Annotated in this window: 22 protein-coding genes; 15 read left to right on the top strand and 7 right to left on the bottom strand. The window is 62.3% G+C overall.

What is annotated here, in order from left to right; all coding sequences use genetic code 11:
* Positions 1-348: 348 nt before the first annotated feature.
* Both SB754_RS11210 and SB754_RS11205 read right to left on the bottom strand, forming a co-directional pair.
* Complete coding sequence (locus SB754_RS11210; protein WP_410782403.1) at positions 349-2,358, bottom strand: tetratricopeptide repeat protein; 2,010 nt, start codon at positions 2,356-2,358, stop codon at positions 349-351.
* Between the two features lie 1,074 nt (positions 2,359-3,432).
* Positions 3,433-3,753, bottom strand: coding sequence for a trypco2 family protein (locus SB754_RS11205; protein WP_410782402.1), 321 nt, complete (start codon positions 3,751-3,753; stop codon positions 3,433-3,435).
* 974 nt (positions 3,754-4,727) lie between these two features.
* Here SB754_RS11205 and SB754_RS11200 point away from each other — a divergent pair.
* The 7 genes from SB754_RS11200 to SB754_RS11170 all read left to right on the top strand — a co-directional run bounded on the left by SB754_RS11200 (position 4,728) and on the right by SB754_RS11170 (position 15,503).
* Entirely contained in the window at positions 4,728-5,183 is a 456-nt protein-coding gene (locus SB754_RS11200) for a phage integrase central domain-containing protein (RefSeq protein WP_410782400.1), read from the top strand.
* 210 nt (positions 5,184-5,393) lie between these two features.
* The gene (locus SB754_RS11195; RefSeq protein WP_410782399.1) at positions 5,394-6,182 is read left to right on the top strand and encodes a hypothetical protein; all 789 of its coding nucleotides are present in this window, start codon (positions 5,394-5,396) and stop codon (positions 6,180-6,182) included.
* 209 nt (positions 6,183-6,391) lie between these two features.
* Positions 6,392-7,033 carry an N-6 DNA methylase gene (locus SB754_RS11190; RefSeq protein ID WP_410782398.1) on the top strand — a complete coding sequence of 214 codons (642 nt, stop codon included), beginning with the start codon at positions 6,392-6,394 and terminating at the stop codon, positions 7,031-7,033.
* Entirely contained in the window at positions 7,030-8,616 is a 1,587-nt protein-coding gene (locus SB754_RS11185) for an Eco57I restriction-modification methylase domain-containing protein (RefSeq protein WP_410782397.1), read from the top strand. The genes SB754_RS11190 and SB754_RS11185 overlap by 4 nt, the downstream gene beginning before the upstream one ends.
* Positions 8,609-11,146 carry a restriction endonuclease gene (locus SB754_RS11180; RefSeq protein ID WP_410782395.1) on the top strand — a complete coding sequence of 846 codons (2,538 nt, stop codon included), beginning with the start codon at positions 8,609-8,611 and terminating at the stop codon, positions 11,144-11,146. The genes SB754_RS11185 and SB754_RS11180 overlap by 8 nt, the downstream gene beginning before the upstream one ends.
* Before the next feature lie 176 nt (positions 11,147-11,322).
* Positions 11,323-14,328 carry an SIR2 family protein gene (locus SB754_RS11175; protein ID WP_410782394.1) on the top strand — a complete coding sequence of 1,002 codons (3,006 nt, stop codon included), beginning with the start codon at positions 11,323-11,325 and terminating at the stop codon, positions 14,326-14,328.
* Between the two features lie 47 nt (positions 14,329-14,375).
* A complete protein-coding gene (locus tag SB754_RS11170) occupies positions 14,376-15,503 on the top strand; it encodes a hypothetical protein (RefSeq protein ID WP_410782393.1) in 1,128 nt (375 codons plus the stop codon).
* 138 nt (positions 15,504-15,641) lie between these two features.
* On the opposite strand, the gene SB754_RS11165 is transcribed toward SB754_RS11170, so the two are convergent.
* From SB754_RS11165 to SB754_RS11155, 3 genes are all read right to left on the bottom strand, one after another.
* Positions 15,642-16,691: an FRG domain-containing protein gene (locus tag SB754_RS11165; protein WP_410782392.1), complete on the bottom strand. Its 1,050-nt coding sequence runs from the start codon at positions 16,689-16,691 to the stop codon at positions 15,642-15,644.
* Positions 16,692-16,858: 167 nt separating this feature from the next.
* Positions 16,859-18,055 (bottom strand): DNA polymerase IV, encoded by a 1,197-nt coding sequence (gene dinB / locus SB754_RS11160; protein WP_410782391.1) that lies wholly within the window; start codon positions 18,053-18,055, stop codon positions 16,859-16,861.
* 79 nt (positions 18,056-18,134) lie between these two features.
* Positions 18,135-18,773, bottom strand: a complete 639-nt coding sequence (locus tag SB754_RS11155) for a class I SAM-dependent methyltransferase (RefSeq protein ID WP_410782390.1) — start codon at positions 18,771-18,773, stop codon at positions 18,135-18,137.
* A 175-nt stretch (positions 18,774-18,948) separates the two neighbouring features.
* On the opposite strand from SB754_RS11155, the gene SB754_RS11150 reads away from it, so the two are divergent.
* The 4 genes from SB754_RS11150 to SB754_RS11135 all read left to right on the top strand — a co-directional run bounded on the left by SB754_RS11150 (position 18,949) and on the right by SB754_RS11135 (position 20,401).
* Complete coding sequence (locus SB754_RS11150) at positions 18,949-19,173, top strand: hypothetical protein (protein ID WP_410782389.1); 225 nt, start codon at positions 18,949-18,951, stop codon at positions 19,171-19,173.
* Between the two features lie 119 nt (positions 19,174-19,292).
* Entirely contained in the window at positions 19,293-19,787 is a 495-nt protein-coding gene (locus tag SB754_RS11145) for a peptidoglycan-binding domain-containing protein (RefSeq protein WP_410782388.1), read from the top strand.
* Positions 19,788-19,815: 28 nt separating this feature from the next.
* On the top strand, positions 19,816-20,043 hold the full coding sequence (locus SB754_RS11140) for an RNA-binding S4 domain-containing protein (protein ID WP_410782387.1): 228 nt from the start codon (positions 19,816-19,818) through the stop codon (positions 20,041-20,043).
* Between the two features lie 10 nt (positions 20,044-20,053).
* Positions 20,054-20,401, top strand: a complete 348-nt coding sequence (locus tag SB754_RS11135) for a LysR family transcriptional regulator (RefSeq protein WP_410782386.1) — start codon at positions 20,054-20,056, stop codon at positions 20,399-20,401.
* A gap of 15 nt (positions 20,402-20,416) precedes the next feature.
* Here SB754_RS11135 and SB754_RS11130 read toward each other — a convergent pair whose 3' ends face one another.
* Positions 20,417-22,117 carry an esterase/lipase family protein gene (locus SB754_RS11130; RefSeq protein ID WP_410782385.1) on the bottom strand — a complete coding sequence of 567 codons (1,701 nt, stop codon included), beginning with the start codon at positions 22,115-22,117 and terminating at the stop codon, positions 20,417-20,419.
* A 156-nt stretch (positions 22,118-22,273) separates the two neighbouring features.
* Here SB754_RS11130 and SB754_RS11125 point away from each other — a divergent pair, with 156 nt between their 5' ends.
* From SB754_RS11125 to SB754_RS11115, 3 genes are all read left to right on the top strand, one after another.
* Positions 22,274-22,750: a hypothetical protein gene (locus SB754_RS11125; RefSeq protein WP_410782384.1), complete on the top strand. Its 477-nt coding sequence runs from the start codon at positions 22,274-22,276 to the stop codon at positions 22,748-22,750.
* A gap of 275 nt (positions 22,751-23,025) precedes the next feature.
* Positions 23,026-23,658, top strand: a complete 633-nt coding sequence (locus SB754_RS11120; RefSeq protein ID WP_410782383.1) for a hypothetical protein — start codon at positions 23,026-23,028, stop codon at positions 23,656-23,658.
* A 234-nt stretch (positions 23,659-23,892) separates the two neighbouring features.
* Complete coding sequence (locus SB754_RS11115) at positions 23,893-24,036, top strand: hypothetical protein (protein WP_410782382.1); 144 nt, start codon at positions 23,893-23,895, stop codon at positions 24,034-24,036.
* A 119-nt stretch (positions 24,037-24,155) separates the two neighbouring features.
* On the opposite strand, the gene SB754_RS11110 is transcribed toward SB754_RS11115, so the two are convergent.
* Positions 24,156-25,109, bottom strand: coding sequence for an Lrp/AsnC family transcriptional regulator (locus tag SB754_RS11110; RefSeq protein ID WP_410782381.1), 954 nt, complete (start codon positions 25,107-25,109; stop codon positions 24,156-24,158).
* A 200-nt stretch (positions 25,110-25,309) separates the two neighbouring features.
* Between SB754_RS11110 and SB754_RS11105 the strand changes: the two genes are divergently transcribed.
* On the top strand, positions 25,310-26,656 hold the full coding sequence (locus tag SB754_RS11105) for an MFS transporter (RefSeq protein ID WP_410782380.1): 1,347 nt from the start codon (positions 25,310-25,312) through the stop codon (positions 26,654-26,656).
* Position 26,657 lies beyond the last annotated feature (1 nt).

Genomic DNA, 26,657 nt, shown 5'->3' with positions numbered 1-26,657 from the left:
CCGTTCTTAGTTCGGGCTACCTGCATGGTCTCTTCTCGTTGTTTCGGCCGCTTGGGCCCTCACTGCTCGAACTGCATCCGCCAGAGCACCATCCAGCTGGACCGCGCTCCGGTGGTCTCTAAGCCTGTCGGCCAGAGAGAGGCCAGCCACTATCAGGCGTTGCGCTCGCGGTTGGACCGGCAGCAATTTGGCGGCCGAGACACGTTTGGCCCAGCTCACGTCTGCCTCACGCTCGCGCTGTGTTGTCCCGACGGTTGTGTTGTAATGAGGACAGCGGCCAACATGCATATCCGGGTCGATAGGAGCGCCGACAGCCCTATGGACTAATCGGGTAGCCCCGTGTGGTGGTCAGTCGTGGCCCCGAAGCAGAGACAGATTGTGCCGGGCGTCGAGGTTGCCTCGTCGAGCAGCCTCCTCGTACCATCGTCTCGCCCCGGCCAGATCGGGCGGGGCGAGGTTGCTCAACAGGACCCCGAGACTGTACTGAGCAGCAGAGTCACCAGCCTCGGCTGCCTCGGTCAAGAACCGTCGAGCTGCCGCAAAATCTGAGGGAACTGACTGGGCTAGGAGAATGCCGAGGTTTCTTTGTGCTTCGGTCTGTCCTTGCTTGGCGGCCCGTTCAAGCCAGTGTTGTGCAGCCTCGAGGTCGGGCGGATCTGAATTTGCCAACAAGACACCGAGATAAGATTGTGCCTCTGTATGTCCTACTTCGGCTGCGGAAACCAGCCAGTGGCGGGCTTCTTCGCCTCGGCCGCGTTCCCGCTCGGCTAGATGCAAACCGAGTCGATACTGAGCTTGGACGTCACCGCCCTCCGCCGCCAACGTGAGCCACCTCGTCGGTTCGTCCGGGTCCGCCGACCCGTGACGCAAATAGAACATAGCTAGGAAGAGTTGCGCCTTCACATCCCCCGACTCAGCTGCGGCCGTGAGCCAGCTTCGCGCCTCGTCCAGTGCGGGGGGATTGAGCATAGTCAGGAGTACGCCAAGGCTCCTCTGCGCACCAGAGTCTCCTGCCTCGGCCGCGGACGTCAGCCAAGTTCGAGCCTCTTCGAAGTGAGACGGTCCTCGCTGAGCGAGGAGTACGCCCAGGTCTTGGACAGCTGTTTCGTCGCCCTGCTTTGCAGCGGCCCTCAGCAACGCAAAGCCTTGCTCGGACCGCGGTGAATCCAACTGCGCTAGCAGCAGTCCGAGCGCACCGCGCGCGCTCTTGTGACCGTTCTCAAGCGCTCGGCGGAGCCAACGCTCCGCCCCGTCTAGGTCAGGTGGATCGAGCCTACTCATGAGTAGGCCGAGGTTGAACTGAGCCTCTGGCAGGCCGAACTCGGCTGCCGCCGTGTACCAGCGCAGGGCGCCGTCGAGATCCGGCGGATTCAGTTCCATAAGATGCGCTGCGAGGTTGTATTGCGCTTCCGGGCGGCCGGATTCGGCCGCCATCTCGTACCATCGGCGACCTTCCTCCAATTCGGGCGGCCTGATGTCATTCAGCAGAAGCGACCCCAAGTTGAACTGAGCAGCCGTGTTTCCATCTTCCGCAGCGGAAGTGAATGACCTTCGGGCAAGGTCGAGCTCGCCGCGAAGGTAACACGCGAGCCCAATCGAATTGCGATCGCTGGGAGACAACTTGCAGGTACCTAAAATCTCATTTGCAAAGCCGGGGTCGAACGGTCGTGGATTACCGCTTTGTCCCGCATCCTCGGCCACCAGATAGGCGAATGGTTGGTATCCGATTGTGCCGTCTTCGGTGGTGGAGCGAGAGAGCAACGCAGCCTGTCCGCCGCCAGCCGCCGGTCTGCAGGCCTCCGACAGTGGAAGAGCGCTGAATGAAGACGTGAGATCCGGGCGGAACTGACCGAGTTCATAGCGCGCAAGCCGCAGCAGGTCTTGTTCCGGAATCGCGGCGGTCAGGCCGCATAGCTGCCAATCGATTGCAGCCCGAACGGTGGCAAACAAGTCCGGGTTGGCGTCTTCAGCGTCGCGGTATATCTGCAAAAGGGTGGGCGCGCCTGCTAGAACTTCCCCTAGACCGTTAGCGTCATCGAGATCGTCAGGATAAGCCTCTCGTGCTCGCGCTTGCTCGCCCGCGTTCGCGCGCGTCGAAGGTAGACGAATTTCGGTCGCACTCTCCATTACCAAGCGCTGATCTCGTGTCAGTTCCCCTCCGGCTTCTTTTCGCAAGGTATCGCGCTGTTCAGTGCGAAGGGTTGCCAGGACTACCGTTTGCCCAGGCCGTGACGTGAAGCGGTCGAGCGTTGAAAGTGTGAGATCACCCGAGGGTGGCAAGTACAGATGCAGATCATCGAGCCAAACGACCAGTCGCTGATGGTCGTTTACAGTCGTGTGTTCGGCAAGGGCCGCCAAGGATCCGGCCTTCGTTGAGGGTATAAGAATCGCAGCATCGGCCCACTCTGTGGAGGTGAGAGCTTCAAATGCCGTGCGAGTCTTGCCAGCTTTCGAGGGACCCACGACGACTACAAAGCCACCCTTAGTAAGCGCGGCCGCAAGTCGGGAGTCTGCATCACGAACGACATATGGGTCGTTCTGGTGGTATGTAAGGCGGTTCCCATGACGAGACGGGGAACTGCCGAGGCTATACGGGTTCAGCTCGCCTGCGAACGGGAGTCGTCCTGAGACGGTGAAGTCTGCAAGTAGATCTAGCCGCTCGGCTCCAGCGACGGCTAGGTGATCGATACCTAATAGCCCCAATTCGGCAGTCAACTCCGCGCTGTCCGCAGGCGCAGCAGAGGACGTCAGGGATACCACTGGGGCCACTTGGAGAGCCGATGCTCCCTGACTCGTATGGTGTTCAACCACGACTCCGAGCAATAGCCCTCGATGGAACACCGCCGCGCCCGAGAATCCCTTCCAAACCGTGCTCGCTCCCGGCTGCGCGGTGTCGCGTGCGTCGGTGAGGTTGCCGACACCAGCTAGCGCGAGGTCTCGGAGCACTAGTCGACCCATTTCGGCTCCCTCAAGCGCTCGAATTTCTCCATGCACCTCGGCGGCCGGCCTGCTCGGGGACCCCTGCTCGGCCTGCCAATCGGGAAAACCGACAGCATGACAATCGCGAAGGAGCTCCGTTTGGTCGCGACGGACCATTCCGAATGTCGGCGAACTTCCTGGCGTCCAAGAGGGCCACGCGTTGGCTGGTGCTATGGCCAGAGCGATGTCTAACGCACCCGAAAAAGGACCCGCTTGCGCTGTGCACCGGGCCCCATCGCTCAAGCGGGTGACCTCGATTGATGTTGGCTTGTAACGCAACCCTCGGCCGCGCAGAGTATGTGCAGCGGTGAGAATTCGGCGCTCATCCAGAAGGTAACCTGCGCCGACGATTCGCCGGCCCGAGGGAAGTGTGGAGACCACTCCGACAACTCGATCAGCCCGAACGCCACTCATTTGGCTCGCCAATTCCTCCGCATCTTGACTGCGACGGCGCTAAGGACCAAATCGCGGAGCGGCTTCGTCAACTTCGGAGGCAACGGTGAAGTCAGGAGTGAAGTGTCCGGTTTGATCCTGCAGCATTGGCTGCAGGGTTAGTTTCACTGAGTGGGTAGTTGATCCGCTGCGAGAGCCATCAACTCCGAGAATCGACCATCCGATCTTTCCACCGGCCTGTCGCGACGCAACGAGTTCGAGTGTCAACTCGATTGGGCCGAGGGCAAAATGGAGTGGCGCGCTTGCCCCTTGCTCAAGCGCGCTCTGCAAATCCGCTCGTAATTGTTCAATCGCATCTGATACGTCGCTACCCAACTCCATGGACAATTCCCTCCAAACAACGCTGCTCTGCCGCTGGTGTGGTCGACTTCGGCAGATCGTAGCCCGAGGCTAGGGTGCCTCATCGCGGAGACGGCGTCAATGAGTCCTAGTTGCGAGGTTTTCTGGGGCTCACTTGACGGCACGACCGCGGCTTCCGCGCGATCCTTTCGCTTCGCTTGGTCGGCGACGGGGCGGCCAAGCGGTAAAACCCGGAGGGCGCGTCAGAGCGCGGTTGGAAACGGCAAGGTGCGTCAGCGACCTACGATGAACGATCGGACAGCCCACACTGCACTGAGAAAGCGCAGCCGTTCTCGGTTATGCCACAAGCCGCGCAGACAGGTCCGAGTCACCTTACCCGGTGTTCGCCGCGCCCGAGATGGCCGCATGCTGTTTGGGCGGAGCCGCCTGCGGCGGCACTGTTCTTGCCCGTTTTGTCTGTCTTTGCGGCTGCCGATCGTAGCTCGTTCCCGGTGCGTCCGTGCCGGGCTTTCACGGCATATGCTCACTCGCTTCGCTCGCTCCGGTATTCCACGGTCCCGGCATTCCCGCCTCTCTCGCTCGCCATCGATCTCTCCGCCGGAAGGCAAACAAGAACGACCGACGTAGGGAGTGAGTGTGATGCGGGTATTCGTTGACGATGCGAGCACCATGGGTCCGGAGCTGCAGGGCGAACTGATCGGGGTGGTCGGGTCAGTGTTTCCGACGGCGGAGAAGTAGAAGGAATGTGTGGAGACGGTGATCCGGTACGCGGCGGACGGGTGGCCGATCGCCGCGGACCCGCACACTGATCGGCCGGCTGGCCGCGTTGTCCGCGGAGAGGCGGCGTGCGTCCCGTTCGTGTCACTGAGTCGGCTGCCTCAGGTGCGACAAGAGGTGACCCTGCCGACGACGGCCGTGGTTGGCACATCGGTCGCCGCGCAAGCTTAGGTCGGTAGCTCGGCGGACAATCGAATTGGGAAACGAGGTGATGCCGAGTGGGTTCGGTCAAGTCCTACGAAACGGCCGCCGGCAAGCGATATCGCGTTCAGTACCGCACGCCCGACCACCGCAACACGATGAAGCGCGGCTTCACGACGAAACGTGCAGCCGAACTGTTCCTCGCGTCGGTCGAGATTTCTAAGGTCAAGGGGGAGTGGGTCGATCCGAGCAAAGCTCGCACGCCTCTCTCTGCGGTGGCAGAGGAGTGGTTCAGCGCCCAAGTGCAGGTGAAGCCGACGACCCGCTCCGGTTATCGCTTTCACCTGGACAAGTACGTCCTGCCGCGCTGGGGCAGTACGCGGCTCGTCGATGTCCGGCATGGTGACGTCCAGGCGTGGATCGGAGATCTCTCGCAGGTGCTGGGGCCGTCAATGGTTCGACAGATTCATCTCGTGGTGGCGGGGATTCTCAGGTATGCCATTCGCGACGGTCGCCTGACGAACACTCTGTAGGAGCGAATGTGAAGTCGGTTCAGCGGATGCTCGGCCACCCATCCGCAGCGATGACCCTGTAAGTCTACGCGGACCTCTTCGACGATGACCTTGACGACGTCGCGAACGCCCTAGACGCTCAGGCTGCTCGATCGTCGACAGCCGGCCAGCGGCACCTGTCGCCGTCGTCCTTGCGATCAGAAGCGAGGCTCGACGGATAGATTGCACGTTGTGACCGATGAGCAAACTGGCTGGACGCGCTTCGCCCAATCCGCCGTCGCAATTGTTGGTGCTGGCGTGGCTGGTGCCATGTCTGGGCTGCTCGGTGACCCCGTAGCGGGCGCTGTCGCTGGCGAGTCTTTCGCTCAGATCGGCAACGAGCTTGCGAGACGTGCGCTAAGCCCCAGACAGGAGGAACGCGTAGGAGCGGTTCTGGTCATGGCCGCTGGCGGGGTGATGGCAAACCAAGCGCTGGGCATGGAGCTGCGCACGGACGGATTCTTCGATGGGGAACGCTCGGATGCCGATGAAGTAGTTGAGGGCGTTCTTATTGCTGCAAAGGACGAGCACCAGGAACGAAAGCTTCCCTACTACGCGAACCTCCTGGCTCGAATGCCGTTCCTTCAGGGCATGGATGTCTATGTCCTGAACGAATTGATCGGGGCGGCCGAATCGATGAGTTGGCTCGATATGCAGCTTCTATCGATTGTGGGTCGACCCGAGGAGCTAGGCCTGCCCGACGCTGATTACGTTGGGACGGCAGAGAACTGGAACGATTGGGCGGTAACCGAAGCTTTTACGACCATGCTCAACGGGAGTCGCTTGATCATATTTCCGCGCGAGAAGAGCGCCGAAGGGCCCCGCATCCCACGCTTTGATTTGCGGATGTCAAGCATTCAACGAGGAAGACTAGGGCTGCTCTTGTACGACTTCATGGAACTCGACAAGATCCCGGTCATGGAACTGAAGCCGATCTACGACGCGCTCGTCCGCGGGGCCTCAGCTGACGCGCATCGCTGAATTCGCTCCCGTGGCGAAATAAGTTGTAGTCAAAACGTAGTCAAACGGCATTCGGCGGCCTCGTCGCAGCAACGAAAAACCCCCGGAGTCCGCATTGGACCGGGGGTTTTCTTGGTGGCTCCGACCGGCATCGATCCGGTGACCTTTCGATTGCTGGAATGTCTCGAGACCGCACTACGCTAGGAACGGCTCGTCGGGAGGAGTATCAGATGACGTCGGAAGACCACCCCGGAGCGCCGATTGTGAGGTCGAAGCAGCGAGTCGCCGACCACGGGGAGGTGTTCACTCCCGCTGGCATGGTCGAAGACATGCTCGACTTGGTGAAAGCCGAGGCTGAGCGCATCGACTCTCGTGTACTCGAGCCGGCTTCGGGCAGCGGCAATTTCCTCGTGCCAGTCCTCACCCGCAAGCTTCGTACGGTTGAAGCCCGGTACGGGCGCAGCGAGTTCGAGAAGCGTCACTACGCATTGTTGGGTCTGATGTGCATCTACGGTATCGAGCTACTCTCCGACAACGCCGAGGAGTGCCGAGCCAACCTCCTCAGCGTTTTCGCTGGCTTCCTCAGGCTCGAGCCCTCGGATCCGCTGTATCGCGCCGCTGAACGGGTGGTCGCGTCCAATATTGTCCAAGCCGATGCGCTAAGCATGAGCATGGCCGACCAAGCTCCCATTGTCTTTCCGGAGTGGAGCTATCTCGGTAAAGGTCGCTTCCAGCGCCGTGATTTTCGTTACGACAGCCTCACGCAGCGAGCGTCATTCCAGGGCACCCTCTGGGATCACCTGGAAGAACAGGAAGTCTTCAGCCCGGCCCGGACCTATCCACCAATGACGGTTGAGGAGATGGCAGCGTGAGCAACGCACTATTGGCCGCCAAGGGACGTAACCCAGACGTCCTGAGTTGTATCGCGAACCTCTCAAGCGACGAGATTTTCACTCCGCCCGAATTCGCCAACCTCATGTTGGACACCTTGGAGACGGCGTGGGCCGAATCGCACGGCGGGGCGAGTCTTTGGGCGGATCCCACGGTCACGTTTCTCGATCCGTCCACGAAGTCAGGCGTGTTTTTGCGGGAGATTACGTCTCGCCTAAATCGCGGCCTCGCCACCGAAATTCCAAATCTGCTGGATCGCATTGACCACATCCTTACCAAGCAGGTTTATGGCATCGGCATTACCCAGCTCACCGCAATGCTCGCGAGGCGAAGCCTCTACTGTTCAAAGGCCGCAAATGGGCCGCATTCGATCGCAACGAGCTTCGAATCTTCCGACGGAAACGTGTGGTTCGAGCGCACCGAGCACACGTGGGTCGGCGATCGTTGCGCTTACTGCGGCGCAAACAAGAATGAATACGCCCGGGGGGACGCCCTAGAGACTCACGCGTATGCGTTCATCCATACCAAGAACACAGAAGCCCTAGTGGCCAAACTATTTGGAGCCGGCGTGCACTTCGACGTCATCATCGGAAACCCTCCCTATCAACTCGACGACGGCGGCCATAACAACTCCGCGACCCCCATCTACCAGCACTTTGTCGAGAACGCTTTCGCCCTAGACCCGAAGTACGTTGTCATGGTCACGCCCTCACGTTGGTTCGCGGGGGGCCGAGGTCTCGACAAGTATCGGGATCGCATGCTCAAGTCACACAAGATCCGAAACATCGTGGATTACCCGAAGTTGTACGACGGGTTCCCCGGCGTCAAGATTCGCGGGGGCATCTCATATTTCCTTTGGGAGCGGGATTACGACGGCCCGTGCACCATCCAAACTATGTGGGATGGAAAACCCCTCGGTGAACCGGCGGAACGTTACCTCGATGCTTATGACGTGCTCGTACGCCGGAACGAAGCAGTATCCATTCTCGAAAAGGTGAAAGCCAGGCATGAGAAGACGCTCGAAGCGACCGTGTCAGCTGGTAAGCCTTTCGGATTGCGTACGTTTTTCCACGGCAATACGACCGATGTGGGCTTGAAGGATCCGGTCAAGCTTTTCGGCTCGCAGAAGATCTCTTGGGTCGAACGGAACGATATCCCGCAGAACGTTGGTTGGGTCGATGACTGGAAAGTCCTAATGACCGCGGTCCAGGGGACCAGTGCCGCGGTAGAGACCAAGTTCCTCAGCAAGCCGATCATCGCTGGGCCAGAGACGGCGTGCACCGAGACTTATTTGGTCGCAGGCAGGTTCGCCTCAGAGCCGGAGGCTCTCCGCTTTGCCACGTACCTCCGGACTCGTTTCGTGCGGTTCCTGGTGTCCTTGAGGAAATCCACTCAACACGCAAATCGGGACGTCTATTCGTTTGTGCCGGATTTGCCGGTCGACGTCGAGTGGACAGACGCAAAGCTGTACAAGCGATATGGCCTGACTGAAGCGGAGATTGCCTTCGTTGAGTCGCAGGTGGCAGAGCACGATGATGCTCAAACGGTAGCCACCGATGAGTAGGCCGCTCGATGAGTTGCTTCCGCCCAAACCAGACGGGCAACTGCGGATATACGCGTACTCGATTAATGATGAACTGCATGCCGGCTGGCTGAAGGTGGGACAGACCACTCAAGCAGTGACCAAGAGAGTTGCTCAACAACTCAAGACGGCTGCTGTAACAAATTTTGCGATTGAGGTCGACGAATCAGCAATCCGCGACGACGGCTCGTACTTCCGGGACTTCGACGTTCGGGAACGGCTCAAGTCCAAAGGATTCGCGAATCCGATGCTCGAGTGGATGGAATGCTCGGTCGCAGATGTGATGACGGCGATCGCGGAGCTCCGAGAGGGCAAGTTGCTCGAAGGTACGCATCACGACAACTTCCAGATGAGGCGGGAGCAGCGCGAGGCGGTCGATAAAACGCACGACTACTTCCATTCCATTTGGAAGGAGGATATTCATGCCGTGCCTCGGTTCCTCTGGAACGCGAAAATGCGCTTCGGTAAGACTTTCGCCAGCTATCAGCTGGCCAAGCGTCTCGGTGCGACGCGCGTACTCGTGGTTACGTTTAAGCCAGCGGTTGAAGATGCGTGGGCAACCGATTTGTTGTCGCACCAGGACTTCGACGGCTGGCAATATCTATCCCGTTCCTCAGGCGTGGATCCGAGCACCGTCAACCTCAAGCGTCCACTCGTCTACTTCGGGTCTTTCCAGGACTTGCTCGGCCGCGACAAGGTCACCGGGACGATCAAACCAAAAAACGCATGGATCCATGGCATCCCCTGGGATCTGGTCATCTTTGACGAGTATCACTATGGCGCCTGGCGAGACAGTGCGAAGGAGCTCTTCGAGGGCGAAGAGTCCACAGAGGCTAAGAAGGAGTTGCAGGGCGAGTTTGGCGAGGGTCTCGCAGTGTTCGACGAGGCTCTTGACGAGTTGAGCGGGAATGAGGACGACTTCCTTCCAATCACTACGCGCGCGTACCTCTACCTCTCCGGGACGCCGTTCAAGGCTCTGGCATCCGGGGAATTCATCGAAGAGCAGATTTTCAACTGGACGTACACCGACGAGCAAAAGGCGAAGAGTCGATTCGCCGAGCAGAACCCATCCAAGTTGAACCCATATTCGGCGCTGCCCGAGATGCGACTTCTGACTTACCAGATGCCCGACGAGCTCATCGCCGTAGCCAACCAAGGTGAATTCGACGAATTCGACCTTAACTCGTTCTTTTCCGCCAAAGGCCACACCTCCGAAGCCGAGTTTGAACACAAAGGCGACGTCCAGAAGTGGCTAGACATCATTCGGGGTCAGCACCTACCCTCCTCGATCGACGCGCTCAAAAGCGGAACGCGCCCGCCATTCCCCTACTCTGACGTTCGCCTCTTGCCATATCTACAACACTCGTTTTGGTTCCTACCGAATGTCGCAGCGTGCTACGCGATGGCAAATCTGCTCGCTGAGAAGCAAAATGCCTTCTGGCACGACTACAAGGTGCTCGTAGTCGCAGGTGCGGGCGCGGGCGTAGGCATCGAGGCTCTCGGACCGGTGAGGGATGCGATTGGCAATGGGGTAGATACCAAGACCATCACATTGTCGTGCGGAAAGCTCACAACGGGCGTTACTGTGCCCCAATGGTCGTCGATCCTGATGCTCCGCAACCTCAAATCGCCTGAGACGTACTTCCAGGCGGCGTTTCGCGTTCAATCTCCTTGGGCCATTCGCAACCCGAATGGAGATAACCCAACAGAGCAGGAGGTCGTAAAGCCGGCCTGTTTTGTCTTTGACTTTGCCCCCACAAGGGCTCTGCAGCAGCTGTCTGAGTACGGGATCGGGCTGTCGCCCGACGAGCCAAATCCGGAAAGGGCCGTCGAGGAATTGGTGTCGTTTCTGCCCGTTCTTGCGTATGACGGCGCTCAGATGCGGCAGGTGGATGCAGGAGGCATTCTCGATATTGCGATGGCAGGAACCTCGGCAACACTTCTCGCTCGGAAGTGGGAGTCCGCGATTCTCGTGAATGTGGACAACGACACCCTCCGGCGGATCATGAGTAGCAATGCGGCGATGGAAGCCGTCATGAACATCGAGGGTTTCAGAAAGCTCGGTGCCGACGTCTTCGAAACCGTAGTCAACCTCTCGGAGTCGGTGAAGGCAACGAAGAAGAGTCAAGGTGACGGCCTCGACGGTGAACGCAAGAAGCAACTCACCGACGAGGAGAAGGAGTACAAGTCCAAGCGCAAGCTGATTCAAGAAAAGCTGATCAAGTTCGCCACCCGCATTCCAGCGTTTATGTACTTGACCGACTACCGCGAGAACACGCTAAAGGACGTAATTACTAAGCTCGAGCCGGCACTCTTCAAAACGGTGACGGGTCTCACCGTCGAGGATTTTGATCTTCTTGTTTCCCTTGGGGTCTTCAACGCGGCCCACATGAACGCAGCCGTCTTTGCCTTCCGTAGGTACGAAGATGCGTCCCTGTCCTATACGGGCATCGCATCCCACCAAGGTCTGCGGCAATACGGGCTGTACGACACCGTGGTCGCCTTGGACTAGAGACCGCATCGCCGCCAGAGTTTCCGATCGACGAAGTCGGATTACAGCGGACATTGCCGCCGCTCGTCGACCGTGTGCGTTGAGGCGAAATCGGTCGAGTGCGCACAGGAGTTATCCCGATTCCCACCCTGAAGTGGGGCCTCGCTGATTCCACGCGGCTCACGAAAGGATGAAGCATGCTTGCAGCAGAGAAGTTGGCCGAAGCCGTACACCGTCGTCAGCTTGTGGTCGTTACCGGTACCGGCGTGAGCTCTGCTCTTTCGGGAAGTGCTCCGACTAGCTCGTGGATCGGCCTCCTCGAGCACGGAATCCATCATGTGAAGAACGTCGACGAACGTCGAGCTGCGCTGCTCAGTCAACAGCTTGAGTTGTATCACGAGGACGGTCGGGTGGAGGACCTGCTGGCGATTGCGTCGGCGATCAGAGTTGAGCTCAAACGTGCTTCAGTTGACAGGTATGGTCGATGGCTCGCAACCACCGTTGGGGAATTAGAGCCGACGAACAGTGATGTTGCCGACGCGCTCGGCGCCCTGGCCGTACCGCTGTTCACGACTAACTACGATGACCTACTTGAGCGGGCTTTGAACCGAGGCTCGTCCACTTGGCAGACCCCCGCACAGATGCGAGACATCGCTATGGGCACCTCCAACGCAGTTGGTCATTTGCACGGGCTCTGGAACGCGCCCGACAGCGTGATCTTCGACGAGATCGACTATCACCGGGTCGTCAGCGATCCAGCGGCTCAAGCGCTACAAAGCAGCGCTTTTGCGATGAAGAATTTCTTGTTCGTCGGCTTCGGTGCAGGGCTCGATGATCCGAACTTCAAGCCGATGGTGGAGCGGTTCGCCACAACAAACGCCACCGCCGCGTTTGCGCACTTCAAACTCTGCAGAGCCGACGAGTATCGGCCGGAGAGCGAACTCGATGCGATTGTGGACGTGCCTTATGGAGAGCAGCACGAAGACTTAGCGACCTTCCTCAAACGCCTGGCGCCCGAAACGATCACCATCGGTCAAGTCGATCGGCGACTTCGCGGTCAAGAGCGCCTGCTCCGACAGGTGCGAGACAATTCCACGCTGTGGCGTGAGAACGAAGTGCTCGACGAGAAGCGTTTTGAAGATCTCATCATCCCTCCGGTCTTCCTGCCGGAACCACACGACCAGTACGCGACGAACGCAGTGGTCGAACCAGAATCCAAGCAGCTCGAGCCCCTCGACATGAAGGCGCTCATCGCATCAGGCAAGGTCGTTCTCGTCGCCGGCGTAGAGAACAGCGGCATCACCACGGCCCTCGAATGGCTGATTCACGAAGCCGTCGAGGAGCGGGCCGGAACCCACGGCGTGCTGATTGATCGCCCCTTCGGATCGGGCCCTTCCCCCATCACGAAGGAGGTTCTGCGGGTATATGCCGACTGGGGGGTGTCGAAGGGAGAAGAACAGGCCACACTCGTCCTCGGCGTCGACAACCTCTCGTACGAGTCTTCGGCTCGCTTCGACAAGTCCATCGCCGATTTGGCACGCAACGAGGCTTGCCTCAAGGTGGTTGGTGTTCCTCAGTCCGACGCCGTTGAAATCGCGAAGGCGCTTACAGAAAACGGTGTCAACGACATTGAGATCGTCTATCTAGGCCGCTTCAGCGACGCCGAGGCGGCACAAATTGCACGTCGCGTTGCTCCAGGTCAGGAGCAGCGCTATGTCAGCGCGGTAATGGTCATCATCAGGGACAAGCACTTGCCACGCACCCCGTTCACTATCACTTTGTTGCTCGAGCTGCTAAGCAGCGGCAAGACTTTGAAGAACCAGGACTCAGAGATGGCCGTGCTTGATGAGTACCTGAACCTCCTCCTGCACGGGGAGTTCTATCGCGTGACAGTCTCGTCAGGCATGAGCCTCCGCAACAAGCGTGTGGTCATCGAGCATCTCGCCCGCAAACTTGTCGAGGCGCGCGAGGATAAGGCGCCATATGACGAGGTAGCGCGCTGGATCACGAAGTTGTTCGATGACCTTGGATGGTCGTACGCGGTTGACGTTGTCCTCGACGACCTGAAGCAACGCCGCATCCTAAGTACCGGTCCGGGCAACACCATCCGCTTCCAACGAGCGATCTATCTTGAATTGCTCGCCGGGATAGCTGCTAAAGACGATCCAGAGTTCCGGAACCTTATCTTCGCGTCGCCGCTTGAGCTGGCCTCAATCGTCCGAATGTATGCGGCTATGGCGCGCAACGACACCGAGGTGCTCGACATCGTTGCGAAGGAGCTCGATCGAATCGTGGTTCAGCAACCATCCGGGTCTATTTTTGCCAGCGTTCGCAGGCAAGACGCCCCGGGTACGTTGTTCCGCGACATGCTGGCGGTGGAGCAGGAGGACGAGGAGCCCGCGGCGACTGACACGGCAGTGGATCGCGATTCGGAACGCACTGTTTATTACGACGGGTCAGACGATTCGGACCGGCCCGCGTTCCTTGCAGCTCGGCTCGAAGACCTTTCACCCGCCCGGGTCGCCATGCTCGTTGTGGACCTCGCTTCTCGGGTCTTACGCGATTCCGACGAGATCCGCGACCAGGACGCCAAGCGCCATTACCTCGGTCGCCTGCTCCAAGCTTGGGTTATGTTTCTCGACCTGTGGCAGGCGGAACTCGCCGCTGAGCCCTACCTCGATGAGGTCATTGAGAAGCTATACGACGACCCAGATGCGAAGCCTGAGGATCTTGAAGCTTTCAAGCACTCCGTCCTGCGGGTGGTGCCGGCGCACGTGACATATAGCGGCCTAAGTTATTGCCTAAGCTCGCCCACCCTGGATCGCCTCCTGATGGAGTTCAAGACAGATAGTGTCGAGCTCGGCGCGTGGGCCGCGATGATGCGTACAGTTACGCTCTTCGCGGGTCGATCCACAAAGTGGATCGACACTCTGGCTGACTTCGATGAACTAGCCGTGAAGAGCTGGTTCTCGGCGTCGTTCATCGCCACGTTCGCTCGCTACGCCTACATCGTCGATGATCGATTGCAGGACGAACAACGGTCGAAAATACGCGCGTACCTTCGAGAGGTAATCAGCGCCAGGTACAAATTTGCTTCTATCGACCAGAAGAACACAGCGATGAACAACTTCGAGGCTGACCTACGTAGTGCACGACTCCGCGAAGAGCGACGGCCGACGCGAGCAATCGGGGTTCTAAGCTGAAGCAGCGCGGAGGCGGACAGACCGATATCCTCTTGAAGGAAATGCAGATGTCCCGGCAGCTACTGTTCGACAGCCCGCTTACTGCCCCGCCGGCTGAATACGAGGCGCATCTCTTATCGACTGTATGGCGTCACGTTCGCCTGCACTCCTACTCGAGAAGGATGCTGCCTTGGCCTAGAGCCGGGATGCTCCTACGGTCTCTTTATCAGAGCTACCCTTCACTCGACGAAGATGCAGCTGAGTCGATCTTTAGGGAACTCCCGAGGGCGTCCGATGGTGGCAGGGTCGCAACACACTACGAGATCGGATACGGCAGGCTGTGGTGGCCCGAGCCAAATCGGTTTCCTCATCACGAAAGCGTGGTTGGGTTGACGTTTGCGGGACTAGCGACCGTAGCCAGTACGGACCAAGTAGCGCTGATGCTCTTCGAAGAGCTCATGTCATGGCTTAGCGACCTGGCAGCCAAATCTGAAACCCTCAGCGAGAGCTCGATCGTCGACCTACACTCGCTGCTTCCGGACAATGCGGTCGTGCCTTCGAAACCCGACCTCTGGTTTCCGCGGCTGATGTTCGTGCAGATGTTGCGGCAGGAGCACGGCACTCCGGTCTGGTTTCAGGACGAGGGACGACACGTCGACTTAGGAAAGAGTCGGCTGCGCGCCTTTCGGTCAGTCGCCAGTCCAGCAGACTACTGGGAGGTACTCGGGAAAGCGGTGGTACGACGGATGGAGCAAGAGCACAGGATGACGAATGTATCGGAGGAGGCGAGCCGGCCATTCTCGGTTGTACACATTGGAGACGCGATCAATGTCTCTGGAACTGTGACCAACTTTGCCAACAGGAATCAGCACGTCACCCAAGAAAACCACGTGGGTCTTGATGCACACACTTTGGAGGCTCTCCAGCGAGCAATCACAGAAATCTCGGTGAAGTTCGCGCAGTTGCCCCTCTCTCCTGAAGATGCGGAACTCGTGGAACAACAGGTCAACGAAATTCGCCACGAACTCGACACGGACTCAGTTCGTCCTGCATTTCTGAGAAGGACTTTCACAACCTTGAAGGGTGTTCTCGCGCCCTTCGTGGCGGGCGTGTCTAATGCGGTAACGGAAGGAACCAAGTCCCTTGCGGGGGAGCTACTTGAGTTGCTCCACAAGGCTTCTGGTCTCCCCTTCTAGTGGCGACCGCAGTATCGGATCGCGCCCTCTGCCGTGCCCAGATAGCGAAGGAGTCGCGCCCGTTGCGGGCCTAACGGTTGCGAAGAGCCGAGGGTTGGGCCAGCAGTGGCAGCTGCATCATCCTGGCGCACCTACCTTCTACGTTGTCTTCGACCTGTCGAGAAGAACTTCGGGCCGTCTTGCGACATAAGTTGCAAGCCCACCCAAATCCGAATACAGACTTGCCGCGTTGTATCCGTATCGGTCCTCGATCGCTCTACGTATTTCCTGCTTACAGCTCTTGCTGACCCTGGCGGTGAAGACCGGAGAAGCGGTACGTGTTCCGTGACGTGAGCTGGGACGAAAGTTGTACGATGAGACGCTTCGGAGCGTCTGGGCGTCCCACTTCTCCGACGCACCTGTCTGGAGGCGCGGAGGTGTGGCGTCGGCAGACGGTACACCGTCCAGTACGAATGCCGAGTTCTGTGCAGAAATTCTCGTGTTGTACGCGGGAGGTAGCCATAAGCGACGTCCATCCCCGGTGCCCCAACGGCGTTGGCGCCTCGTGGATTCCGTTCTATACGTGTGCCACCGCGGGAAACGACCGTTGTGCTCTGGAGCCAGCTCGATTCTGCGGTCAACGCTGAATGCGAACAACCGCCCGTCAAATCGATCGTCGGCTTCATTTCTTTCCACGGCGAACCAGGTCGCGATAAGAGGATTGACGCTGACATCGAGAAGCCGTGTGGGACCACCCAGGTGTTGCAGATGTGCCATCAACTCCAGAGCTGCCAAGTGATCAAAGCGCCACTCGCGTCGGGCAAGCTTGAGGGTGTTCGCCTCAGCGAGCACCATATCGTCCTCGGTAGGTGCCGCCTTGAGCACATCTTGAAGGGCCCTATAAAGCGAGTTCGTCATGCCCCACTCTGCTCGACGTGCACCACGCCACACTAACTGCAGCCCGGGATAACCCTCTGTTACGTCGTTCAGCCAGCGCTGTAGCTCGATCCAAGAGTCGATATGGTCCTCCCACGGACCGTAGAGTTGATGGGCAGCCTCAGCGGTCACGTCTCTCCGTCCCACGTCGGTCGATCGACCGGTTCCAGGTCGTAGGTTAGTGCGGATCTGCCGGGCCGGTGCCCACGTCCAATGGGCAAGTCGTGGGCTGGCATTCTGCACGTGGATCGACGCAACGGTTTTTGCCCACATTTTGCCCACAATCGGGCGAGTTCACATGTGATCGCAGTCATCACTGAGCCCTCAAAGAGCGCGGAATTCCGCGGATTTTGGCATCACGGGAACGGTGCTTAAAGGGTGGTCGCAGTTTTCGAGTCCCTCCAGGGGCACCACCCGGCGCCCGGCAGGGCGTCCTCGTGTCATTCGTGCTCGGGCAGCAGCGGGGCCGACCAGCCCGGATCCCGACCGAGTTGCGCTGCCCGAGCGACCGAGGCGGCGCCGAAGCGGTCGCGGACGGCGTCGAGCACGGTGTCCAGGCGCGCCCCGTCTTCCCAGTCGATGGGCAGTTCCGGCTGAAAGCTGTCGGCTCGCCCCAGGTGCGAGAGCGAGACACCGATGAGTGTGATTCCGCGTTCCGTGATCTCCGGCTGAACGGCAGCGAGGAGGCCTCGGGCGATGGTGAGCAGCACGGAGGTCCGGTCCGTCGGCAGGCCGACGGTGCGCGACCTCGTGGCCTTGCTGAAGTCGCCGTACCGGAGGCGCAGCACGACCGTCCGGCAGGTGCGATCGCCGTCACGGAGCCGGCGGGCGAGCCGATCGACGATCTGAGTGAGGATGAGGTCGAGTTCTTCGCTCGAGCGTGGGCGGTTTCCGAGCGCACGTTGAGAGCCGATGGATCCGCGTCGCCGCGTCGCGTTCACCGGGCGCGGATCGCGCAGCCGGGCCAGGGCGTGGAGGTGCGCCCCGGTCGCCCTCCCGAGCAGCCTCTCGGCCGCGGACTCTTCGAGTTCGGCGAGCTGACCGACGGTGCGGATGCCGAGCCGGTGCAGCTTGTCGGCTGTGACGGCGCCGACTCCCCACAACCGCTCCACGGGGAGAGGGAGCAGGAATTCCTGTTCCCTCTCCGGTTCGACCACAAGTAGTCCGTCCGGCTTGCTCACCGCGCTGGCGACTTTTGCCAAGAACTTCGTGCGTGCGATTCCGACGGAGATGGCGAGACCTACCTCTGCACGTACCCGCTCCCGCAGTCGCGTCGCGATCTGCTCCGGCGTGCCGGCGATACGTCTGAGCCCTCCGACCTCCAGAAATGCTTCGTCGATCGAGAGCCCCTCGACGAGCGGGGTGGTGTCGCGGAAGATCGCGAACACCTCTTTGCTCGCGGTGGAGTAGGCATCCATCCGCGGCGGAACGACCACGGCGTCCGGACACAGCTCCCGTGCCTGCCGGCCGCCCATCGCGGTGCGCACGCCGCGCGCTTTGGCCTCGTAGCTCGCCGCCAGCACGACCCCGCCGCCGACGATGACGGGACGGCCGCGCAGTCCGGGCGCGTCCCGTTGCTCGACCGAGGCGTAGAACGCATCAAGGTCGGCATGCAGCACGGTCGCCTCGCCTCGCATCCGCCCTCCGTTCCCGCTCGTCGAGAGAAGGGTCGCACGCACCTCGGACACCGGCGGTGCCGCGGAAGCGGTCCGGTCTCTACCGTGCAGGCCGCACGGCGTGGATGCGCTCCACCGAGCCTGAACGGAGCCGCTCGTCCTCCACGACCGACAGACCCGCCGCCGTGACCTCATCGAGGTGCCGTCGCGTCAGGTGCTCGCCCTGCAGCGGGATGGTGAACCGCTCGAGCATCCACTGCCCGGCCCGGATCACGGGCACGCTGCTGCGGACGTGGTCGACGATGACCACCGAGCCTCCCGGCACGACGACGCGCGCCATCTCGGCCACAGCGATCTGCGGGCGGGGAATCGAGCAGAGCGCGAGCGCACACACCACCGTGTCGAATGACGAGTCGGCGAATGGGAGGTTCTCGGCGTCGCCCTCGTGCAGGTCCACGTCGCGGCCGAGCTCGTCGGCTCGGCGGCGTGCGATCGTGAGCATCTCCGGGCTGAGGTCCACCCCGACCAGCGACACGTCGTCCCGGTAGTACGGGAGGCTGCGGCCGCCCCCGATGGCCACTTCGAGCACGCGGCCGGTGGCCCGCTCGCCGATCCACTCTCGCGTGCCGGCGAGCATCGTCCCCTCGACCTTCGCGATCTTGGTGTCGTAGCTCTCGGCGTGCCGGCCCCAATGACGCAGCTGGCGTCGGGTCTCGCGCGAGGCCGCTGAAGTGGTCACCAATACAGTCTGCTGGCTCCCGACCACCGGCGCCAGATGCGCTCGGCAACGTTCAGAGCGTCGGTGAGGTGCGCGTGGGTGTTCGCTACTGCTAGCGAATCCGGCCGGCAGGTGGGAAACTGTGTGCACATGCCCCGGACCCCGGCAATTCGTGTGGACCAAGGAGCCATCCACCGTGTTCACCTTCCGGGCACTGCTGACCTATGACGCCGCGGAGATCGGCGACGTCCTCGTCGACGTCTTCGCTGACGGATCCGACCCTCCAGAACGAGTCGCGATCCGCGCCGCCGCAGATCCGCAACTGGTGGACATCTTCCACCTGGTCCCCGGCTCCCGGACCACCCGATTCGTGATGTACCGCTACCGGAACAGTCTCCTCGCAGAGCGATCGGCACTGTGACCGGCAATCGCCGCTGACGCGTTGCCGTAGACAGCGCGGTCTGGGACACTTCACGCAGAACGCCGGTGCACCGACCTCCGCCCGGACTTCGCCACCGCGCTCGGGGGAGGAACGCGATCATGTCGAATCCAGGGCAACCCACTGTGCAGCAGGGCGACAGCGGCAACGCCGTCCGGAGGCTGCAGCGAGCACTGCGGCGAACACCGAACTTGAGCATCGTCGTGGACGGGATCTTCGGCCCGGCGACCCATGCGGCCGTCGTCGAGTTCCAGCAGGGTGCCGGACTGGTTGCTGACGGGATCGTCGGCCCGCTCACGTGGGCGGCGCTCCCTGACGGCGGCCCGATGCCGGTGCTCCAGGAAGGATCGACCGGGCCGGTCGTGTCGAGTCTGCAGACGATCCTCACGAATGGCGCCGACCAGTGGGGAGGGGTCACTCCTCAAGGGATCGACGGGATCTTCGGTCCACACACCCGCGCCTCGGTGGAGGCGTTCCAGAGTTGGGGCGGTGTCACTTCCGACGGCATCGTGGGCGACCAGACCTGGGGCGTCTCGCTACATGCGGCCAGCGCGACCCTCGAGTCGGCCGTCGGCCTCCAGTACGTGGAGGGCTGAGCCGACGTCGGTGGGTTAGCATTCGGGGATGACGAACTCGGCTCCCATCGATGACGTCTCGATCGGCGGTGACGGCATCCGCCTCGGGCAGTTCCTGAAGTTCGCCGGAGTCCTCGAGTCCGGTGGAGACGTGAAAGAGGCGATCATCGACGGGTACGTGACCGTGAACGGCGAGGTCGACCGCCGTCGGGGACGCCAGTTGCAGGTCGGCGACATCGTCACCTTCGAGGGCCGCAGCGTCCGCGTCTGCCCGTGAGGATGACGTCATGAATATCGACCTGCTCGTCCGGTTCGTCGCGGTCGCCGAGGAACTCCATTTCCCGCGTGCCGCGAGCCGGCTCGGCATACCCCTCGCCTCCCTCTACTCGTCGATCGCGAAGCTCGAAGAGGAGGTGGGGACTCCACTCTTCGTCCGCGACCCCAGCGGAACCCGGCTGACCAAAGCCGGAGACCTCTTTCTTGTCACGGCGCGGGACGAGATCGCTGCGGCACCCGCCCCAGCCGAGAAGCCGGCCAGGCCGGCGGGCGGCAAAGCCAAGGCGTCGAAGGGCAAGGGACGTGCCCCGGCGGTGAAAGGCCAGCCGAAACCGTACAAGAAGCGTCAGGGGCGTTAGCGCGGGAGCGGAGGGTCAACCCCGTTCCGAGATCGTGATCAGCAGTTCCGTGTTCCCGTCGAAGATCGGCAGCGTCAGGGCTCGCTGCGGGAGCGGCACCCGGCCGACTCGGACCGCGCCGTTCGCCTGCTGGGGCAGGTCGAGGAGGTTCGGCATCTGCGCCCGTTCCGCGATCGGGCCCGCGACTTCGGTGTTCCAGCCGGTCCAGACGCCGAAGGGTGCATCGGGAGAGGGGCGTCCGACATCCACGATGAGCACGTCGTTCCAGTCGCCCACCTGCTCCAGGTGGTCGCTGAAGTCGAAGGCGCCGGTACGGCGGCTCGTCTCCACCTGGTAGACCTTGAGGCTCAGCGCGTAGCGGGAGAGCTGGTCGGAGGTCGCCGCGAGGGCCGGCGCAGGGGCGTCCGCGGGGGTGGTGGCGTCGCCGTCTTCGGCGACAAGGGTTGGGCCTAGGTCGTCCGGCGGTTCCTTCTGCAGCAGGAACGTTCCGACCAGCGGCACCGGTGTGTCGATGCTGTCCGTCGCGCTGGGATCGCGGACCTCGTTCAACTGGATGGGACAGTAGTGGGCAGCCGTCTGCTCGGTCATCAGCACCGACAGTCCGCGGATCGCCAGCCGCATGTCCGCCTGCCACGCGACCCCGTTCGCGAGGTCGTCCCTGTGCGGCATCCCGGACAACTCCACCTTCACCGCCCACGTGCCGAAGAGGAAGCGCGCCAGGTTCTGGTACCCCTCCTCAGAGTTCACCTCGCCGTAGCGCCCGGAATGCGACTTGTAGACGAAGGCTCGGTGCGCATTCTTCACGTACGCGTTCTGGATCTGCACGAGGCCATCGCTCTGTGGTCCGACCAGGTCCTTCGAGATGCCGTAGTCCTGCTGGTCGGTCCCGATCAGGCAGAAGACGTTGTCGGTGTCGAAGATGTCCGCAGGGATGATGCGCGGGTCCCAGGGCGGCGTGAGGCCCGCCGGGGGAGTGTCGCCGAACTTCGCCCCCTTGGTGAGGTACCCGTACATCTTGGGCGGCGAGAAGATCTGGGATCCATCCGGACCGAAGGTCTCCATCGCCCAGTTCAGGAGGCCGCCGGTGAAGTTGATCCCGCCGTGCGGTGTGGCGTAGGTGAAGAGCCGCGCGACGATGTCCGTGGCATGGCGGCGCGGGTTGCCGTGCTCGTCCGGGGTCTCGCAGATCTTCTGCATCATGCAGCGCGCGACGAGCCCGCCCATGGAGTGCGCGACAAGGTTGACCTTCGGGTGACCCTCCGTCTTGTCGATCACCGTGGTGATCAGGTTGTAGAGCTCCGTCGCGGCTCGCTCGATGTCGAAGCCGTCGGCCGTCAGATGGTCGTGGATGCCGTGCTTGACCCGGTCGATGAACCTTTCGACCGGGTTCTCGTGCTCGGTGGGGTCGGGGACGAAGGTGGTCGCTGCCACGTCGTAGAAGCGGCTCACCCAGATCGTCTTGGGGTCGAGGCTCGCGTCGACGGCATCGGCCAGCAGCTCGGCCTGGCTCCCGCGGACCAGCAGCTTGTAGTCGTGCTCACCCATCAGGCGCAGCAGCGGACCCTCGAACTGGTAGAAGCGAGGATCGCCGTCACCGTCGACGCGGGTGTGGGTGGCGCCCTCGTTGAAGCCGTAGAAGGGGTCGTCGACCGTCGAGTCGATGTTGCTGGTGGGCCCGGCGTAGCCGCGGCAGTAGACAATCGGAAGCGCATCCATGACGGTTCCCCTCGTTGCGGCGTCTGGAGGTGTTGTGGCCAGGATGACAGGAAAGTGACGAATCGTCACTAGTGATCTCGTTCCAGCGAGTGCCTCCAACTGGGGCCCGGAACGGTTCTTCATGCTCGGCCGCGATCTGTCACGATCGAAGGGATCATGAACAAATTCACACCTTTCGCACTCGCCTTCACCATGTCCGCAGCCATCACTCTCGCCGGGTGCAGTGCCACGCCGCCCGCGGCCTCCGTCTCATCGGACTCTGCGAGCAGCTCGTCCGCCCAGCCGACCAAGGAAGCCGCGAAGGCCCCTGACCTCACCGGAACGTGGAAGCAGTCCAACTCTTCGGCGGCCGACAGCTACCAGGAGGCCGAGATCTCCGGAGACGTCATCACGATCAACTGGGTCGGCGACAGCGGCGACACGAAGTCGATCTACTGGGTGGGCACGTTCGCCGCGCCGACCGACGGTACGACGCCCTACAAGTGGACATCCACGCGGGACAAGGCTGCGACCGAGTCCGCGATGCTGGCGTCTCAGGACGACACCAAGGACTTCACGTTCCAGGACGACACCATCAGCTACACCGCCAGCGCTCTCGGAACCACGACGACGATCAAGCTCACCAAGAACTGACGCTAACTCCCCGATCCCTCTGACGCCCCGGCGAGCTTTGTGCTCGTCGGGGCTTCTCTGTCTGTGAGACGGCCCGGGTATGCCTCCTCGAATTGGGGGTCGATCGGCGTGTAAGGGCACCGGTAGACAGGTGGGGGCGTGAGGGGGATGAAGTGAGCGGTCCGAGAGACTGGTCGCCGGCCGGATATTGGGAGGCTCACGGCAGTGGGAGCGGAGGCTCTTCGAGCCCAGTGACTCGGAGCCGGCCCCGCCCACTGAACGGGCTCGTTTCGGTCATGTTCGGCCTGATCGCGGTGTTCCTTCCGTTGGCCGCCGTCTCGCGACCCGGCTACACCGGTTGGGTGATCACCACCCTTGGCGTGTCTGCAGTGTTCCTCGCTGTCCGATATCGCCGCTCGGGAGGCGGGGCGTTCTTGAGCATTACCGGCGGCACTCTGGGCGTCATCGGGACCATCCTCTGCGTGTGGTCTCTGGCCGCCTTCTACGTGCCGGGATCCGTGCCGCCAGTGCCGAACCTCAAGCCGGTCAGCGCGTCGACGACCGAAGCGTTCCCCATCGCCGGAGCCCAGCCCGGTCAGGTTCAGGCGCCAGCTGTTCGGATGGTGCCGCCGTTCGAGGGCGCGGATGTGGTACCGGGCAACCAGCTCCACGCGAATCTCGTGCATGTGGCGATAGCCTTCGGTGCCGTCCTCCAGTACCAGCAGTCGCAGGGAACCCTGCCATCCATGCTGGCCGTTCAATCGGACGGAACCGTGACTTCCCCAGGCACCACGTACTCCAAGATCGCTCCGTACATGTCGATCGAGTACGGGCTCACACCCGGGTCCTTCATGTTCACCGTTCGAGACACAGTGAGCGGGATGGCTGTCGGAGTCGACTCGTCGACGAATCGAATAGTCGATCGCTAGTGGGTGGCCGGGAACGCGATGATGCGTAGGCGGAGAGGACGGGGGTTGCGTCGCGCAGCCCTGTTCGTCGTCGGCACGGGAGTAGTGGTTGCGATCCTCTGGGCGACCGGTCACCTCCGTCCTTTTGGCGGATTTCTCGATGCCGATCCGGCGCTTGATCATGGGATACCGGTCCCGGCATCCTCGTCGAGAGTCGGCCCCCAGGCGTCATGGACGTGCGACTGGTCGCCGACCATGAACCGCGACTGGCACGACGACGTCCTGTGCACCCGCGGCGCCGAGTCAGTTCGGCCCGTGCTCCTCCCGGATTCCCCTCACGTCACCGAGGAAGAGATGCGGCAGGCGGGGCACGAGTACGAGGCGACCCTCAACCGCTGACGGGCTGCTACCGCCCAGGCCGGTGTCCAGCCATCGACTGGTGAGAAGATGTCGCCACTCGGCGCGGATTGGCGCATCTTCTCACCGGTCGGCGACCCGCGCGGCCCATCGGCGCGGCCCTACACGCCGACGATCCGCCCGAGCGTGCGCGTGTAGTCCTCCTTGATGATGTCGAGGTGCGCCCACGTGTCGAGCGACCCGACCTGCGGGAACGACCGCAGCCGCTCGATCACAGCCAGCACGTTCGCCGACGACGTTCCGACGATCGTCGCGATCACGTCGTAGGCGCCGTGGGCGTCCGCCGCGAGGTCGACCGCCTGCGTCGCGACCAGGTACTCCCGCACCTCGTCGGCGGCGCCGCGCAGTGCGATCCCGACGCCGACGGCCAGCCGGTTTCGCGAGAGGCCTCCCGCGTCGATGGCGGCGATGCGGATGACGCCGGCGTCGAGGAGGCGGCGGACGCGGGCGCGCGCGGAGGAGGGGGAGAGCCGGACCGCGTCGGCGAGCGTGCGGTAGCTGGCGCGGCCGTCGTCCTGCAGGATCGCGATGAGGTCGTGGTCGAGGCTGTCCAGGCGCACATCCGCAACCGAATCGGCCGTGACCGACCCCGCCGTGATGAACTCCTTCAGCAGCGCGTCGTAGGTGCTCACCCGGACCTGCCGCACCCCGTCGATCCGGCGGATGGCGTCCAGGGTCGCGTGCAGCTCCTCCAGGTCGCCGTGCCGCGACTCGAAGACCAGGGGGAACGCCCCCGCCACCAGCGACACGAACACCGTGTCCGGCAGGTTCGCGATCTGCGCGGCCACCGGTCGCGCCGGCCCGTCGACGGCGACGGCGGCGTGGATGAGCACGTTCAGCCCAGCGAAACCGGGGTCGAGCGCGGCGACGACGCGGAGGCCGTCCCGGCCGATCAGCGTCCCGAGCCGACGCGAGACCAGGTCGCGCGAAACGCCCAGCGTCCGTGCGAGATCCTGGATGCTGGCGCGGCCGTCCTCATGGAGGGCGCGCACCAGGCTGCTGTCGAGGGAGTCGAGGTCGCGCTCCGGCGAGCCCGTTTCGCGACGGATCGGCATATCGGCAGAATACCCGGAATCGCATCCACCGGACCGCACATCGGCGGCAACGCGAGCACGAACATGACGAACCGCGCAGCAAATACCATCAACAAGCAGCAAAAGCGCGGCCTAGCCCATCCCCAGACGCCGAAGTGCCCTTGGACAATCCACCACTATCGCGCCAGACTTCACGTCATTACCAAGCAAAGGAGCTTCGTGTGTCTGATTCCGCAACGCACCCCCGAGGGCACGCCCGCGCGTTGAGGGCCGGTCTCGCCTCGGTCGTCGGCACGACCATCGAGTGGTACGACTTCTATGTCTACGCGACCGCCGCCGCCCTCGTCTTCCCCCAGGTCTTCTTCCCCGAGGTCAACCACGCCCTCGGCACCATCGCCTCCTTCGGCACTTACGCGGTCGCCTACTTCATGCGTCCGTTGGGCGGGATCATCTTCGGCCACATCGGCGACAAGCTGGGCCGCAAGCGCGCCCTGACGCTCACCCTGTTCATCATGGGCATCGCGACCGTGCTGGTCGGCTGCCTGCCCGGGTACGCCTCCATCGGCATCGTCGCCCCCATCCTGCTCATCCTGCTCCGCGTCGCCCAGGGCCTCGCGGTCGGCGGCGAGTGGGGAGGAGCGAGCCTGATGTCGGTGGAGAGCGCGCCGGCGAAGTTCAAGACCTTCTACGGCGGTTTCACGCAGCTCGGCAACCCGCTGGGCGCCCTGCTGGCCTCCGGTGCGTTCTGGATCCTGGCGGGGATGGGCGACGACGTCCTCCTGACCTGGGGCTGGCGCATCCCGTTCCTGTTCAGCATCGTGCTGATCGGCGTCGGCATCTGGGTGCGACTCCGGGTGGAGGAGACCCCCGTCTTCGAGGAGAAGATCGAGGGCCACACGCAGTCCACCCCGATCGTCTTCGCCCTGCGGAACAACTGGCTGCCCATCCTGCTCGGCTTCTGCATCATCGCGATGTCGTCCGGCGGCTACGTCATCGCGACCACCTTCGTGCAGAACTTCGCCACCAGTCCGGAGGTCGGCCTCCCCGCCGGCGTCATCCTGGGTGCGATGACGGTCGCCTCCTTCATCGAGGCCCTCGTCACGCTGCCGCTGGCGATCCTCGGCGACAAGTGGGGCGGCAAGCGGGTGATCATGCTCGGCTCCTTCCTGTCGTTCCTGGCGGTGATCCCGCTGGTGCTGGTCATCCAGAACCACCAGGTGACGCTGATCTACATCTTCGTCAGCGTCATCCGCATCACGCTGAGCGGTGCGTGGGCGCCGCTGTCCACGGTGATGACGCAGATGTTCCGGCCGCAGGCGCGCTACACCTCGATGTCGCTCTCGTACGGCATCGGCGCCGCGGTCTGGGGAGGCCTGTCCCCGGCGATCGCCACCGCGCTCATCGCCACGACCGGGAGCTTCTGGTCGGCCATCTGGTTCTTCGGAGGCCTCGCCCTGATCGCCCTGATCGGGACGTACTTCGCGCCGCAGCACTCCGACGCCGCGCCGGTCACGGCCTCCTTCAACCCGCGCCTCGAGACGACGGCCATCAAGACGACAAGGATCTGAC

The organism is Leifsonia sp. SIMBA_070, assembly GCF_046534635.1.
GTDB lineage: Bacteria > Actinomycetota > Actinomycetes > Actinomycetales > Microbacteriaceae > Leifsonia.
Note: the sequence above shows the minus strand (reverse complement) of the source record. Positions and strands in the feature narration are given on the sequence as shown.